The sequence below is a fragment of the Cupriavidus metallidurans CH34 genome (assembly GCF_000196015.1).
In the GTDB taxonomy this organism is placed as follows: Bacteria; Pseudomonadota; Gammaproteobacteria; order Burkholderiales; family Burkholderiaceae; genus Cupriavidus; species Cupriavidus metallidurans.
Genome location: NC_007973.1, coordinates 125,855 through 139,974 on the forward strand (window position 1 = coordinate 125,855; position 14,120 = coordinate 139,974).

15 protein-coding genes are annotated in these 14,120 nt (G+C 65.0%); 8 read left to right on the forward strand and 7 right to left on the reverse strand.

Translation table 11 applies throughout. The features are described 5' to 3' along the window. Positions 1-15 precede the first annotated feature (15 nt). Genes RMET_RS00610 through RMET_RS00625 form a run of 4 tightly spaced genes read left to right on the forward strand, consistent with a single transcriptional unit; the run spans position 16 to position 2,244 of the window. Positions 16-513 carry a YbaK/EbsC family protein gene (locus RMET_RS00610; protein ID WP_008642855.1) on the forward strand — a complete coding sequence of 166 codons (498 nt, stop codon included), beginning with the start codon at positions 16-18 and terminating at the stop codon, positions 511-513. After that, positions 510-764, forward strand: a complete 255-nt coding sequence (locus RMET_RS00615; protein ID WP_008642854.1) for a DUF1289 domain-containing protein — start codon at positions 510-512, stop codon at positions 762-764. The genes RMET_RS00610 and RMET_RS00615 overlap by 4 nt, the downstream gene beginning before the upstream one ends. Then, positions 761-1,690, forward strand: a complete 930-nt coding sequence (locus RMET_RS00620) for an MBL fold metallo-hydrolase (RefSeq protein WP_011515039.1) — start codon at positions 761-763, stop codon at positions 1,688-1,690. The genes RMET_RS00615 and RMET_RS00620 overlap by 4 nt, the downstream gene beginning before the upstream one ends. 2 nt (positions 1,691-1,692) lie before the next feature. Beyond that, positions 1,693-2,244, forward strand: a complete 552-nt coding sequence (locus tag RMET_RS00625; RefSeq protein ID WP_011515040.1) for a GNAT family N-acetyltransferase — start codon at positions 1,693-1,695, stop codon at positions 2,242-2,244. Between the two features lie 54 nt (positions 2,245-2,298). On the opposite strand, the gene RMET_RS00630 is transcribed toward RMET_RS00625, so the two are convergent. From RMET_RS00630 to RMET_RS00655, 6 genes are all read right to left on the reverse strand, one after another. Continuing rightward, positions 2,299-4,458, reverse strand: a complete 2,160-nt coding sequence (locus RMET_RS00630; RefSeq protein WP_011515041.1) for a TonB-dependent receptor — start codon at positions 4,456-4,458, stop codon at positions 2,299-2,301. A gap of 114 nt (positions 4,459-4,572) precedes the next feature. After that, a complete protein-coding gene (locus tag RMET_RS00635; RefSeq protein ID WP_063834243.1) occupies positions 4,573-5,022 on the reverse strand; it encodes a hypothetical protein in 450 nt (149 codons plus the stop codon). After that, the gene (locus RMET_RS00640; RefSeq protein WP_011515043.1) at positions 4,961-6,136 is read right to left on the reverse strand and encodes a GTP-binding protein; all 1,176 of its coding nucleotides are present in this window, start codon (positions 6,134-6,136) and stop codon (positions 4,961-4,963) included. Before RMET_RS00640 ends, RMET_RS00635 begins: the two co-directional genes overlap by 62 nt. 192 nt (positions 6,137-6,328) lie before the next feature. Next, positions 6,329-6,748 carry an RNA polymerase-binding protein DksA gene (dksA, locus tag RMET_RS00645; RefSeq protein WP_008642844.1) on the reverse strand — a complete coding sequence of 140 codons (420 nt, stop codon included), beginning with the start codon at positions 6,746-6,748 and terminating at the stop codon, positions 6,329-6,331. Positions 6,749-7,336: 588 nt separating this feature from the next. Continuing rightward, positions 7,337-8,428: a CobW family GTP-binding protein gene (locus RMET_RS00650; RefSeq protein WP_011515045.1), complete on the reverse strand. Its 1,092-nt coding sequence runs from the start codon at positions 8,426-8,428 to the stop codon at positions 7,337-7,339. A gap of 50 nt (positions 8,429-8,478) precedes the next feature. Then, the gene (locus RMET_RS00655; RefSeq protein ID WP_011515046.1) at positions 8,479-8,988 is read right to left on the reverse strand and encodes a Fur family transcriptional regulator; all 510 of its coding nucleotides are present in this window, start codon (positions 8,986-8,988) and stop codon (positions 8,479-8,481) included. 132 nt (positions 8,989-9,120) lie between these two features. Between RMET_RS00655 and RMET_RS00660 the strand changes: the two genes are divergently transcribed. The 4 genes from RMET_RS00660 (at position 9,121) to hslU (ending at position 13,340) form a co-directional block, all read left to right on the forward strand. Next, positions 9,121-10,020 (forward strand): alpha/beta fold hydrolase, encoded by a 900-nt coding sequence (locus RMET_RS00660; protein ID WP_011515047.1) that lies wholly within the window; start codon positions 9,121-9,123, stop codon positions 10,018-10,020. Between the two features lie 251 nt (positions 10,021-10,271). Continuing rightward, the gene (locus RMET_RS00665; RefSeq protein WP_011515048.1) at positions 10,272-11,258 is read left to right on the forward strand and encodes a tripartite tricarboxylate transporter substrate-binding protein; all 987 of its coding nucleotides are present in this window, start codon (positions 10,272-10,274) and stop codon (positions 11,256-11,258) included. 195 nt (positions 11,259-11,453) lie between these two features. Further along, positions 11,454-11,990 (forward strand): ATP-dependent protease subunit HslV, encoded by a 537-nt coding sequence (hslV, locus tag RMET_RS00670; RefSeq protein ID WP_008642837.1) that lies wholly within the window; start codon positions 11,454-11,456, stop codon positions 11,988-11,990. Between the two features lie 18 nt (positions 11,991-12,008). Continuing rightward, positions 12,009-13,340: an ATP-dependent protease ATPase subunit HslU gene (gene hslU, locus RMET_RS00675; RefSeq protein ID WP_029306786.1), complete on the forward strand. Its 1,332-nt coding sequence runs from the start codon at positions 12,009-12,011 to the stop codon at positions 13,338-13,340. A 77-nt stretch (positions 13,341-13,417) separates the two neighbouring features. Here hslU and RMET_RS00680 read toward each other — a convergent pair whose 3' ends face one another. After that, positions 13,418-13,945, reverse strand: coding sequence for a YcnI family copper-binding membrane protein (locus RMET_RS00680; protein ID WP_011515050.1), 528 nt, complete (start codon positions 13,943-13,945; stop codon positions 13,418-13,420). Positions 13,946-14,120 lie beyond the last annotated feature (175 nt).

The window sequence follows — 14,120 nt, forward strand, 5'->3', positions numbered from 1 at the left end:
AAGGAGACACGATCCATGAGCGAGAGCCCCACGCTTCCCGATGCCGCGCAACGCGTGGCCGATCTGTTGGTCGGCATCGGCCACGACCGCCCCGTGGTGATGCTGCCGGCCACCGGCAAGACCTCGGCGGAAGCGGCTGCCGGTCTGGGCTGCACCGTGGCCGAGATCGCGAAGTCCATCATCTTCCGCCGCGTGGAAGACGATGTGCCGGTGCTGGTGATCGCCAGCGGCAGCAATCGCGTCGACGAGGCCAAGGTGGCGGCGCGCGTGGGCGCGCTGGGCAAGGCCGATGCGAAGTTCGTGCGCGAGAAGACCGGCTACGCGATTGGCGGTGTCTGCCCGATCGGGCACGCCGTCGCACCCGTGATGTTGCTCGATCAGGACCTGTTCCAGTACGACAGCGTGTGGGCAGCAGCGGGACATCCGCATGCCGTCTTCAACCTGACGCCGCAACAGCTTCAGGCGATGACCGGAGCGGAAGTCGCGGACGTGGCCCAGGTGACTTCGGCATGACCGCCGCGCAACGCCGTCTGCTGGCCGATCTGGTACGTGGCGCTGCCGCGGCACAGATCGTCGCGCCGGTGCCGTCGCCCTGCCGCAACGTCTGCAAGATGGACGCGGCCAGCGGCTATTGCGAAGGTTGCCTCCGCACGATTCCGGAGATCGCGGGTTGGTCGAAGGCCGATGACGAGGAACGCCGCCGCATCTGGGCCCTGCTGCCCGCGCGCGTGCCGCGCCTGTGCGCCGCGGGGAGCGAAGCATGAGCACGCCTCCGCTGCTGCCATCGACGATGCGCGTGTTCGAACGCGGCTGGCTATCGGCAAACAACATCCTGTTCATTGACGATGCCACCGGGGAGTCGGCGCTCGTCGATACGGGCTACGTCACACACGCAGCGCAGACCGAGGCGCTCGTGGCGGCAGCGCTCGATGGCCGGCCGCTGACTCATATCATCAACACGCATCTGCACTCCGACCATTGCGGCGGCAACGCGGCATTGCAGGCACGCTGGCAGCCCCGCACGGCGATTCCGGCGGCGGAGGCAGCGGCGGTCGCTTCCTGGGACCATGTCGCGCTGTCGTTCGATGCCACGGGCCAGCAGTGCGCGCGCTTCGGCTTCGATGCCTTGCTGCACGATGGGGACCGCCTGCGGCTCGGTGGGATCGACTGGGACGTAGTGGCTGCTCCGGGCCATGATCCACACGCGGTGATGCTGTTCGCGCCGTCGCACGGCATCCTGATTTCTGGCGATGCGCTCTGGGAAAGCGGCTTCGGCGTGATCTTTCCGGAGCTCGATGGCGAGAGCGGCTTCGTCGAGCAGGCCGCGGTGCTCGAGCGCATCGCGGCGCTCGATGCGCGCATCGTGATCCCCGGACACGGGCGGCCGTTTGACGATGTGACGGGCGCCATCTCGCACGCCAGAAGCCGGCTCGACTACCTGCAAGGCGATGGCGTGCGCAATGCCACCCACGCCGTGCGCGTGCTCGTGAAATTCAAGCTGCTGGAACTGCAGGCGGTCTCGCGCGAGGCGCTGTTCGCGTGGATGCGCGACACGCCGCTGATGCAGCGCATTCACGCACGCTTCATGGCGGGGCAATCCATCGAGGATGTGTTCGACCAGACGTTGCGCGCGCTGGCCAAGGCGGGTGCGCTGACGACCGAAGGCGATCAGGTCCGCAACCAGGACTGAGAATGCAGCCGCTGCGGGGCAAGGACTTCCTGTTGCGACCGTTCCGCGCCAGCGACGTGGACCCGTTCGTTGCCGCCGTGCGGGAGTCCATGGGCACCGTGGGCGCGTGGATGCCGTGGGCGCACCCGGACTACAACACGCTCGATGCGCAGGAGTGGTTCGCGCGCTGCGAGACGTGCATGGAAGAGGGCAGCGCGTATGACGTCGGCGTGTTCTCGGCCGACGGGCGCACGCTGTACGGTGGCGTGGCCATCAACCAGATCCGTCGCGAGGACAACCTTGGCAATCTCGGTTACTGGATTCGCCAGAGCCATCAGCGGCAGGGCCTGGCGTCGGGCGCGGCAACGATGATGGCTTGCCACGGATTCCACGCGCTGGGCCTCACGCGGATCGAGATCGTGGCAGCCGAGACCAACCTCGCAAGCCGCGGCGTCGCCGAGAAGATCGGTGCAGCGTTCGAATGCATCGCCCGTAACCGCCTGATCCTGGGCGGCCGGCCCGTGGCGGCCGCCGTGTATTCGCTCGTGCCCGAGTCATTTGATTTCAGCCGATAGCCGTCGTTATGCGCGCCCCTCCCCCGTGAGAGGGAGAGGGGCGTTTCCAGATCGTCAGAACATCGTCCGCATTCCGATCTTGACGCTGCGACCCGGCAGCGGCGCGATGTCGCGCAGGATCGACGTGGCGCTGCGGGCTTCCGTATTGGTCAGGTTGTCGCCGCGGAGGTAGAGCAGCGTCTGGGTACCCGACACCTTGAGCTTGTATGTCAGCGATACGCCCAGCATCGTGTATGCGTCGGTCGGCGTGTCGCCGGTCGGCACGCGGGTCTGGCGCGCGTTCCAGTCCACATTGATGCGCGCGCCCCACGGGCCGGCCGCATAGACCAGCGATCCACCCAGGCGCAGCGGTGCCAGTCGCGGCAGTGGCTCGCCGTTGTTGCGGTTTTCGCCATGCACGTAGTCGGCGCGGGCCTCGAAGTCGAGGGTGTCGCCGGTGGTCAGCATCTTCTGCAGCAGGCGCGTCTTGCCTTCCGCCTCGAAGCCATACAGCGTGGCTGGCACGCCCGCGTACTGCAGGACAGGTAGCGCGCCGTCGCTGCCGGCCGTCACGACATTGCCTTCGGCGTCGCGGAACGTGCCCGTGTTCAGCAGGGCAAGGTAGTTCTGGAAGCGGCTGTAGTAGCCCGACACGCTGCCGCTATGATCCCCTTGCTTGAAGCGCATGCCGAGGTCGATCGACGTGGCGCGTTCCTTGTTCGCATTCGGGTCGCCGATTTCGTAGGCGTTGGTGGCCAGGTGCGGACCGTTGGCGTACAGCTCGTAGAACGTTGGCGCGCGCTCGGTGTACGACAGGTTCGACGTGACCGTCCAGATCGGATTGAGCTTGTACAGCAGCCCGGCCGACGCGCTGCCCGCGTTGAAGCTGCGGTTGTCGTCGGTGAAGCGATCGTTGCCGTTGGCGCTGGCCTTGACGCTGCTGTGGTCGATGCGGCCGCCAAGGTTGAGCTTGAGATCGCCCGACGAAATCAGCGGCAGTTCCTCGAAGACGAAGAGCGCGGCGTTGTCGGTGGTGGTGCTCGGGACGAAGGCTTCCTCTCCCAGCGCCGAGAAATCGGAATGGCCGAACTGCGTGCCGATCACGCCGCTCATATTGCCGATCTTGCCGTGCGTGGCCTCGATGCGCGTATCCCAGCCACGGTTCTTGAACGTCGTGCCGGTCACGCCGTCTTCGATTTCGCGGTGTTCGTAGTCGGTGTAGTTGAAGCTGCCCTTCACCGATTCGATGATGCCGTTGGTATTGCCGGCCAGATTGCGCGCCTCGCCCGCCAGGCCGATGCGGTCCTGTCGCATCTTGATGCGGGCGTCGGCCTCGGCCGGGGTGCCGTAATCGTTGCGGTAGGTCGAGTAGTTGGCGCCGAGGAACCCGTCCGCCCAGGTGTAGGAGCCGCCCATCGAGCCGCCTTCCTGATGGGAGCTCGTGTTCGGCAGCGTGCCGTAGGCCTCGCTCTCTCCTGCGGGCAGCGGCTGCGTGGCACGCAGGTTGGCGCTGCGCGCGAATCCGGGGATGCGCAGGTCGCTGGTCTGGCGGACAAAGGCGTCGGCGTGCACGGCGAAAGTGCCATTGCCCGCTTCCAGCAGGCCGCTGGCGTTGCGCCCCTTGTCGCCACCGATCGTGCCACTGACATCGGCCGCGCCGGATACCCCGGTGACGGGGTCGCGCGGGATGCGATTGTCGATCACATTGACCACGCCGCCCAGTGCATTGCCGCCGTACATCAGCGCCGCGGGGCCGCGCACCACTTCCACTTTCTCGGCAACCAGCGGGTCGATCGGCACCGCGTGGTCATAGGACAGCGACGATGCGTCGAGCGTGGAGCCGCCGCTCTGCAGCAACTTGATGCGGTCGCCATCGAGGCCGCGGATGGAAGGACGGCTCGCGTTCGGACCGAAGTAGGTGGAGGTGACACCGGGCATGCCGTTCAGCGTCTCGCCAAGCGTGCTGGTCTGGCGCACGGTCAGCGCGTCGCCACCGAGCGTGGAGACGGGCGCGACCATCTCGTTCAGGTCGCTGCCGAGCGGATTGGCCGTGACCACCACTTCCTTCAGCGTTTGCGGTTGCGGTTGCGGTTGCGTTTGCGGCGCGGCCGGCGCTGCAGCAGCGTTGTCCTGGGCCATCGCGTGCGAGGCAACGCCGGAAGTGACGATCAGGGCGGCAAGCGCCGCCAGCGGGGTGCGACGCACCGCCGGAATACGGGTGTTGTTCGAGAACATGGCTCGCGATTTTCGTTTTCGTTCATGCGTGCGCGGTGCTGCGCGGGCGAGATGCCCGGCACCGCGCCGTGAGGCAGGCGCGAGCGCGCGGCAAGATACCGCGCCCCCGGCCAATCAGGCGAAAGCGAATGCGGCCGGTGGGGCGCGCGAGCGGAATGGTTGCGCGGACGGCAGGTCCGGCCAGCGCCAGGCCAGGTTGGCTGGCTTGACCGGCTTGCCGAAGGCGAGCAGCGGCAGTTGGAAGCTGCCGACGTGAATGTCGGCCACGGTTGCGCCGTCGAACAGCACGCAGGAGTGAAGGCCGAGCTTCAGGGAAAACGGTTCGGTGTGCGTTGCATCGTCGGACGCCACCGTCAGCGCCGGCTGCGAGGCGTTGGGCAGGCCACCATGCAACACGCGGTGGACCAGACCCGCGTGCTGGGCGAGCAGCAGGCACGCGACCAGCCACAGCACGGCCCAAAGGCTCGGGCCGCGCGCGCGCAAGCGAGAGAGGGTGCAGGACTCAGTGTGCATGTCCGCAATCGCACGGCCCGTCGCCATGATCGTGGTCGTGGCCGTGATCATGGTCGTGGTCGTCGTCGAACGCGTTGCCCCAGTCGGGGAACGGATCGGGGTAGGCCGCCCATGCCTCGGGGCCGGCGGCCATTTCGTCGTCGGTGAGCAGGCACGCATCGAGCTGCGCTTCCAGCGCGTGCGCGTCGAGATCCAGGCCGATCAGCACCAGTTCCTGGCGACGGTCGCCGTACTCTGCGGGCAGGCCGTCCTCGATCAGATCGGCCTCGATGGCGGCGCGTGCCGGACCTTCGGGCGGCCATTCTTCGGCGTCGATCGCTGCCCACCATGCACCGGCGGCGCCGGGACGGCACACGCCGCCTGCCTGGCTCCAGTCGCCGGCGATGTCCATGCGGCTGGCGAGCCAGAACAGACCTTTCGAACGCAGCACGTCGCCATGCTCGCGCATCCATTCGGTATGGATCAGGTCCGCGAAACGCTGCGGGTGGAACGGGCGGCGCCGGCGGTAGACCAGCGTCGACACGCCGGCGGCATCGGGCACCGTATCGCCCTGCAGCGCGGCTTGCCAGCCGGCGGCGTTGGGTGTGGCGTCGATATCGAAGCGTCCGGTATCCAGCACGCGTGCGGCGGGCACTTGGCCGTGGCTCGCGTCGACGATGTCGGCGCGCGGATTGAGCGCATGGAGCATCACGTGCAGGCGCCCGAGCTGGCCGGCATCGACGAGGTCGATCTTGTTGACGACGAGGACGTCGCATACCTCGACCTGGTCGATCAGCACATCGACGACCGTACGGTCGTCGTCATCGTGCGCGGCCAGTGCGCGGGCCGACAGAAAGTCGGCGTCGTGGTAGTCCTGCAAGAAGCGGCTGGCGTCGATCACCGTGACCAGCGTGTCGAGGTGCCCCACGCTGGTGGTCTCGCCGTGCTCGTCCTCGAAGGCGAAGCCCTCGGCCAGGCCCAGCGGTTCATCGGTGGCACCGGCTTCGATCACCACATGATCGTACTGGCCGGTCTGGGCCAGCCGTTCGACTTCGGCAAGCAGGTCGCCATGGCTGTCGACCACGGCCACGCGCGCGCCGGCCTGGGCTTCCAGGTGGCGCAGCACGGTGGTCTTGCCGGCGCCGGTAAATCCGGACAGCACGGTGACGGGCAGACGAACGGCCATGATGATCGATGTTGATGCAACAAAGTTGCGACTGTAGCAGAAAGCCTGCCCCGGGGACAGGCGGTCATTCTGAAATCATTCTGCAATGGTAGTGTCGCAATCGTTACACCATCAAGGCAAATACGACTCCGGAAAAGAAAAAGCGGCCCGGATCACCGGGCCGCCGAGTTTTCCGCCTCTCGAAGGATCGAATCAGTCCCCGAACAGCTTCTGGCGCAGTTCGCGGCGCTGTTGCGCTTCCAGCGACAGCGTGGCGGTCGGACGGGCCAGCAGGCGCGGCACGCCGATCGGCTCGCCCGTTTCCTCGCACCAGCCATAGTCGCCGGATTCGATGCGCTGCAGCGATTGCTCGACCTTCTTCAGCAGCTTGCGCTCGCGGTCGCGCGTGCGCAGTTCCAGGGCGTGTTCTTCCTCGATCGTGGCGCGGTCAGCCGGATCCGGCACGATGACCGTTTCGCGCAGGTGTTCCGTCGTCTGGTCCGCATTCTTGAGGATCTCGTCGCGAAGCTGCTCAAGGCGATTTTTGAAGAAGGCGAGTTGCGCCTCGTTCATGTAATCCTTGTCGCTCATCTTCAGGATTTCAGCTTCAGTCAGAAGTTTGTTGCTGCTCATGGTCCCTGCTGATTCTCTTGTTGATGCGACCGGCGGCGTCGTCGTCCGCTCGGGTGCAGTGGCCGTCCGCTTGCGCGGGGCGGCTGTTTCACTCTGGCTGGCTGCAGTCTTGCTGCTTCGCGTGCCTCCCTTGGCCTCGCCCGCATCGGCGTGCGCCGCCGTACTGCCGCGAGGAGCTGGCGTCGCCTTTGCAGGCGCTGCCTTGCGCGTCTCCACCGCAGCGCTACCAGTCTTGCTGCGGCTTTCCTTCGTCTTTGTTGCGGCTGTCATGGGGACACCTCTCTACGCGTCGAAGAGTGACGGCGCATTGTCGAGGCGACCCCAGGCGGAGGGCGGTCTCCGCACAAAGCCCACGACCGCGCCTGCTGGCGGCCCCGCCTCATGCTGACGACGACTGCCGCCCTGCGGATACGGTTGCGGCCAAAACGTGCGCCGTCCGTATCAAATCCGGCCTATTGTACTTGAACAACTTTCCGGTAGATATGGGAGAAAACCGGACAAAAGCCACGAGTTTTCCCTGTACCCCCTTTCGGGAGGGATTATCGGGCCGGATTTACGCAGGTGTCTGATGGCGCACTAAACGTAAAGTCAGGCGAGGCAGGCCGCAAGTCCCTTCAGAATTGCGTCGCGCGGCAGGTCCACGCCAATGAAGACCATCTTCGTGCCCGGTTGTTCATCTTCCCACTTGGCGCCGATATCGCTGCCCATAAGCTGGTGCACGCCCTGGAACACCACCTTGCGGTCCACGCCTTCCATATAGAGCACGCCTTTGTAGCGCAGCAGCTTCTCGCCGTACACGGACAGGATGCCCGACAGGAATTCCTCTAGCTTGCCGTAATGGAACGGCTTGTCGCTGCGGAAGACGAACGACGCGATCCGGTCGGTGTGATGATGATGGTGGTGGTGGTCATGCGCGTGGCCGTGCCCGTGATCGTGGCCATGCTCATGGCCGTGGTCGTGACCGCAATCGGTGCCGCAGTGTTCGCCGTGTTCGTGGTCATGTTCGTGGTCGTGCTCGTCGGCGCGCAGGAAATCTGGGTCGATCTCGAGCTTTTCGTTCAGGTTGAAACCGCGCAGGTCAAAGATCAGGTCGATCGGCGCTTCGCCGAAGTGCGCGGCGTTGATCGGCGCGCGCGGGTTCATGTGCAGCAGGCGATGACGCAGATCCGCCACCTCGGCTTCGCTCACCAGGTCGGCTTTGGTGATGAAGATGGCGTCGGCAAAGCCCACCTGGCGCTGTGCTTCTTCCTGCTTGTCGAGCTGCAGGTTGGCGTGCTTGGCATCGACCAGCGTGATCACGGCGTCCAGCAGGTAGCGCGAGGCGATTTCCTCGTCCATGAAGAACGTCTGCGCCACGGGGCCCGGATTGGCCACGCCCGTGGTTTCGATCACCACGCGATCGAACGCGATCTTGCCTTCATCGCGCTGGGTGACCAGATCGGACAGCGCCTGCACCAGATCGCCGCGGATCGTGCAGCAAATGCAGCCGTTGCTCATCTGCACGATCTGCTCGCGGCCGTCCTGCACCAGGATCTCGTTGTCGATGTTTTCTTCGCCGAACTCGTTTTCGATCACGGCGATCTTCATGCCGTGCTGCTCGTTGAGGATACGCTTGAGCAGCGTGGTCTTGCCGCTGCCGAGGAAGCCGGTAAGGATCGTGACCGGAATCAGTTTGGACATGTTGTGGTACTCCGAGAAAAGGGCTCGCCGTCTAAAGGTGTCTGGATGTGTCAGTGCGCGGATGCGTCGCCGTGCGATCGGCCGCATTCGGCGCAGATGCCGTTGACCGTCAGTTCCACGTGTTCGACCGCAAATCCGTTGGGTACCCGGGGGGCCACGGATTTCCCGGCCGACTCCAGGCAAAACGTACGATCGCAGCGTGTGCAGTGAAAGTGGCTGTGCTGTCGATGGACTTCGGCGCGCGCCGCTTCGTGCTCCACAAGCGAGAAGCGGAACACGCGGTCGTTGCCGGCGCGTTTCTGTGCCAGGCCCTGGTCCACCAGCCAGTCCAGCACCCGGTACACGGTCACGCGGTCCACGTCGCCTTCGGCCGGCAGGTGATCGATCACGGCCTGGTGGGTGAGTGGCTCGGGTGCTTCGATCAGGCAGGCCAGAATTGCCAGGCGCGGTTGCGTCACACGTGCGCCAAGCTGGCGCAGACGCAATTGCGCCGTGGCCAGCGGATCTCCGGGCATGACTGCGTCATCGGACGCAGCCGCATGTGGGGTGGTGCGTGTCATGCGAAGGATTTAACCATAGGCCCCTACCCGATGCAATTCAGTTGCACCAACAGGGTCTTCGAGACGGCGGTGCGCCGGGATTCAGCCTATGATCGGCACAAAGCGCCAGAAAAGAGGCCCGGAGACAAAGTCATGCAGAACGATGCCAGTGCGTTGCTGTTTCCCAATTTCGAGTGGTTCCGGCTGAAGGTGGACGAGGTGGAAATCGCTGGCGTGCGTGGCGGTTCCGGCCCGCCGCTGCTGTTGCTGCACGGGTTTCCGCAAAGCCACCTGATCTGGCACAAGGTGGCCCCGGCGCTGGCCGACCGCTTCACGGTGATTGCCACCGACCTGCGCGGATATGGCAGCAGCGGCGCGCCACCGGCCAGCCCTGGGCACGAGGCCTACAGCAAGCGCGAGATGGCGCGGGACCAGGTGGAGGTCATGCGCCAGCTTGGTTTTTCCCGTTTCGCGCTGTGTGCCCACGACCGTGGCGCGCGCGTGGCGCATCGGCTCTGCATCGACCACCCCGAGGCGGTCAGCCGCGCGATGCTGCTCGATATCGCGCCGACACTGGCGATGTACGAGGCCACCAGCATGGCCTTTGCCGCCGCCTACTGGCATTGGTTCTTCCTGATTCAGCCGGCGCCGTTCCCGGAGACCCTGATCAATGCCGAGCCCGCGTTCTTCATCGACAAGCTGCTGGGCTTGCGCCACGCGGGCCCGAGCCCATTCGCCCCCGATGCGATGGCTGCGTATGTCGCCGCGATGCAGGAGCCGGCGCGCGTCCATGCGATGTGCGAGGACTATCGCGCCGCCGCTACCATCGATCTGGACCACGACCGCGCCGACCGCGAGGCCGGGCGCAAGCTGGCCATGCCTGTGCGCGTGCTATGGGGCGAACACGGCGTGGTGGCGCGCTGCTTCGAGCCGCTGGCGCTCTGGCAGGCCCTGGGCGACGCGGTCAGCGGCGCGACGCTGCCGTGTGGCCACTATGTTCCGGAAGAGGTGCCCGAGCCGCTGCTTGAGGAAATGCTCGAATTCTTCCGTTAGATAACAGTGGGTCACATTCTCACGGGTTAGCCCCTATACCTCGCAATTGTCCGGGGTTGCTAACATCCACCTCCGGCTCCGCCTGTCGGCGGGGTTCGCTGCCGCATATCACCACTTACATAGATAGATGCCGATGGTCATCGTGGCGATTCCACCCGGATCGCCATGTTCGGGCGTGCCATGAAGACTGGCCTGCCCGGCGGCATACGCGGCGTTGGTACGGGGTAAAGAGGGAATCAGGAGAGACGTATATGAAACGAGTTGCATTGAAATTCGCGGCCGTGCTGGCTGTTGCTGGCGTGGGCGTTTTCTCGGGAGCACAGGCGCAGGAATATCCTGCCGGCAAGCCCGTGCAGGCGGTGGTGCCGTTTGCTGCTGGCGGCCCGACCGACAAGGTCGCGCGCGAACTGACGATGGTGATGTCCAAGCACCTGGGCACCACGATCGTGATCGAAAACCTGGGTGGCGCCGGCGGCACGATTGGCGCCAAGAAGGTGGCTCAGTCCAAGGGTGACGGCTACACGATCCTGATCCACCACATCGGCATGTCCACCGCCCCGGCGCTGTACCGCAACCTGGGCTTCGATCCGCTCAAGGACTTCGAGATGGTCGGCGAGATCGCCGACGTGCCGATGGTGCTGGTGGGTAACAAGCAACTTCCGCCGGCCAGCTTCAAGGAGCTGGTGCCGTACATCAAGGCCAATTCCAGCAAGCTGTCGCTGGCCAATGCCGGTATCGGCTCGGCCTCGCACCTGTGCGGCCTGCTGTTCCAGAGCGCAATCCAGACCGAACTGACCACCGTGCCGTACAAGGGTACTGCGCCGGCGCTGACCGACATCCTCGGCGGCCAGGTGAACCTGATGTGCGACCAGACCACCAACATCGCCGGCCAGCTCAAGGCGGGCGCGCTCAAGCCGTACGCGGCAATGCAGCCGCGCCGCGTGGAAGCATTCAAGGACATCCCGACCGCCGCCGAGCAGGGCCTGCCGGGTGTGGAAGTGAAGATCTGGCACGCGATGTACGCGCCGAAGGGCACGCCGAAGCCGGTGATCGACAAGCTGTCGGCCGCGCTGCAGAAATCGGTGGCCGACCCGAACTTCCGCGCCAAGATGGCTGAACTCGGTGCCGAGGCCGTGCCGGCCCAGCGCGCCACGCCGGATTCGCTGCGCGTGTTCCTGGCGTCGGAAATCAACAAGTGGACGCCGGTGATCAAGAAGGCGGGTGTCTACGCGGACTGATCGGCAATCGCTGCTCCGTGCCGCAAAGGCCACGCGTATCGCGTGGCCTTTTTTATTGTCCGTCCCGCCCGCAGATAGGGATGGCGGCGGGAGAACGGGCGATTTCCTATATTGGAGAACCGTATCGGCGCCGGGCTCTTGAAAGCTGCCGAGCCGGCGCCACCTACGCGGCTGACACCTATCACGGAAGGCACCATGGAACAGTATCACGGCACCACCATCGTCAGCGTCCGCCGCGGCAATCAGGTCGCACTGGGCGGTGACGGCCAGGTCACGCTGGGCAATATCGTGATGAAGGGCACCGCGCGCAAGGTACGCCGCATCTACAACGGCAAGGTGCTGGTTGGGTTTGCCGGCAGCACGGCCGATGCTTTCTCACTGCTCGACCGCTTCGAAGCCAAGCTCGAGAAGTACCAGGGCAACCTGACCCGCGCCGCGGTGGATCTCGCCAAGGACTGGCGCTCGGATCGCGCGCTGCGCCGCCTGGAAGCCATGCTGATCACGGCAGACAAGGACACCACGCTGGTCATCACTGGCAACGGTGATGTGCTCGACCCCGAAGGCGGCATCGCCGCGATCGGCTCGGGCGGCGCCTACGCGCAGTCCGCGGCCAAGGCACTCGTGGAGAACACGGAGCTGCCGCCGAAGGACGTGGTCGAAAAGGCCCTGACCATCGCGGGCGAGCTCTGCATCTACACGAACACCAATTTCGTTATCGAAACCCTCGACTGACGCGCTGAACGGATTCCCATGTCGCACACCATGACCCCGTCGGAAATCGTTTCCGAACTCGACAAGCACATCATCGGCCAGAACAAGGCCAAGAAGGCCGTGGCCGTGGCGCTGCGCAACCGCTGGCGCCGCCAGCAGGTGGCAGAGCCGCTGCGCCAGGAAATCACGCCGAAGAACATCCTGATGATCGGGCCGACTGGCGTCGGCAAGACCGAAATCGCGCGCCGTCTGGCCAAGCTGGCCGATGCGCCGTTCATCAAGATCGAGGCAACCAAGTTCACTGAAGTCGGCTACGTCGGCCGCGATGTGGACACGATCGTGCGTGACCTGGCCGAAATGGCCGTCAAGCAGACGCGCGAATCGGAAATGAAGAAGGTGCGCACCAAGGCCGAAGACGCCGCCGAGGACCGCCTGCTGGACGTGCTGCTGCCGCCGCCGCGCGACATCGGCTTTGCCCAGCACGAGGAGAAGGACTCGAACACGCGCCAGGTCTTCCGCAAGAAACTGCGCGAGGGCGAGCTCGACGAGAAGGACATCGAGCTCGAGGTCTCCGCTGGGATGCCGAACATGGACATCATGGGCCCCCCGGGCATGGAAGACATGACCGAGCAGATCCGTTCGATGTTCGCGGGTCTGGGCCAGGGCAAGAAGGCGCGCCGCAAGATGAAGGTCAAGGACGCGTTCAAGCTGCTGATCGATGAAGAGGCCGCCAAGCTCGTCAATGAAGAAGAGCTCAAGCACAAGGCCATCGCCAACGTCGAACAGAACGGCATCGTGTTCCTGGACGAGATCGACAAGATCGCCAGCCGCAGCGAAGTGGGCGGCGGCGAAGTGTCGCGCCAGGGCGTGCAGCGAGATCTGCTGCCGCTGGTGGAAGGCACCACGGTGAACACGAAGTACGGGATGATCAAGACCGACCACATCCTGTTCATCGCGTCCGGCGCGTTCCATCTGTCGAAGCCGAGTGACCTGATTCCGGAACTGCAGGGTCGCTTCCCGATCCGCGTGGAACTCGAATCGCTGTCGGTGCAGGACTTCGAGGCCATCCTCACGCAGACCGATGCCAGCCTGACCAAGCAGTACCAGGCGTTGCTGAAGACCGAGGAAGTGGAACTGCAGTTCTCGCCGGATGGCATTCGCCGCCTGGCCGAGATCGCGTTCTCGGTCAACGAGAAGGTCGAGAACATCGGCGCGCGCCGCCTGTACACGGTGATGGAGCGCCTGCTCGAGGACCTGTCGTTCCACGCAACGAAGTCGTCGGGGGAAACCGTGACAGTCGATGCGGCATACGTCGATGCGCGCCTGGGTGACCTGGCGGGCAACGAGGATCTGTCGCGCTACGTGCTGTAACGCAGGCCGAAGTCTGAAAGTAAAAGAGCCGGGTGACCGGCTCTTTTCGTTTGGGGTGGCGTCGGACGCCCGGTTACTCAGTGCGAGTGCACGTGGCCGCCGGCAGGTGGCAACACCTCAAGCTCCGCTGCCGGGGTCTTCAGGTCCCGGGTGGTCTGGCCATCGGCGGGAATCTGGGTCCACTCGGACTTGCCGCTCTCGCATTCCTGTAGCACCGGGAAGTAGAGCTTGCCGCCCTGTTCGGGCAGCTTCATCAGCATGCGGAATTCGTCGAAGTGTTCGTCGGCGAGCGTGTTGCCAAACCACCGGATCGTATGCACGTCCTCGTCGATAGTCTTGCCGTGCGAGGTATAGGGCTTGGCGAGCTTCGCCCGTTTGATCTCGAGTTGCCAGCCCGGCTTCGGTTGCGGATGCACGCCCTGTACGCCATCCGGGATTGTCACCGTTACCGCGCGCGTCGCGCTGCCGTTGCAGCCATGACCGACCAGCAACGTGCCCTTGTAGTAGCTGCCCGCGGGCGCCTGCTTCTGTTCGAAAACGATATGGGCCGAAGCCATGGGGGCGGCAACGATAAGCAACGATGCCAGCAGGGTGCGGATGTTCATGGGAAAAGGTCAGGATGGCGAGCCGTGATAGCGCGTCAGTCTAGCGCCAAAGCACCCTTGCGCCGTGCGACCTGGTGACGCAGCACATGGCGAGAGGCCGTTCACGTCCTCGGCTGGGCGTTGATGTCAGCGCGATGTATTGCCTCTGCTCACGCCGGTAAGGTTGGTAAGCATT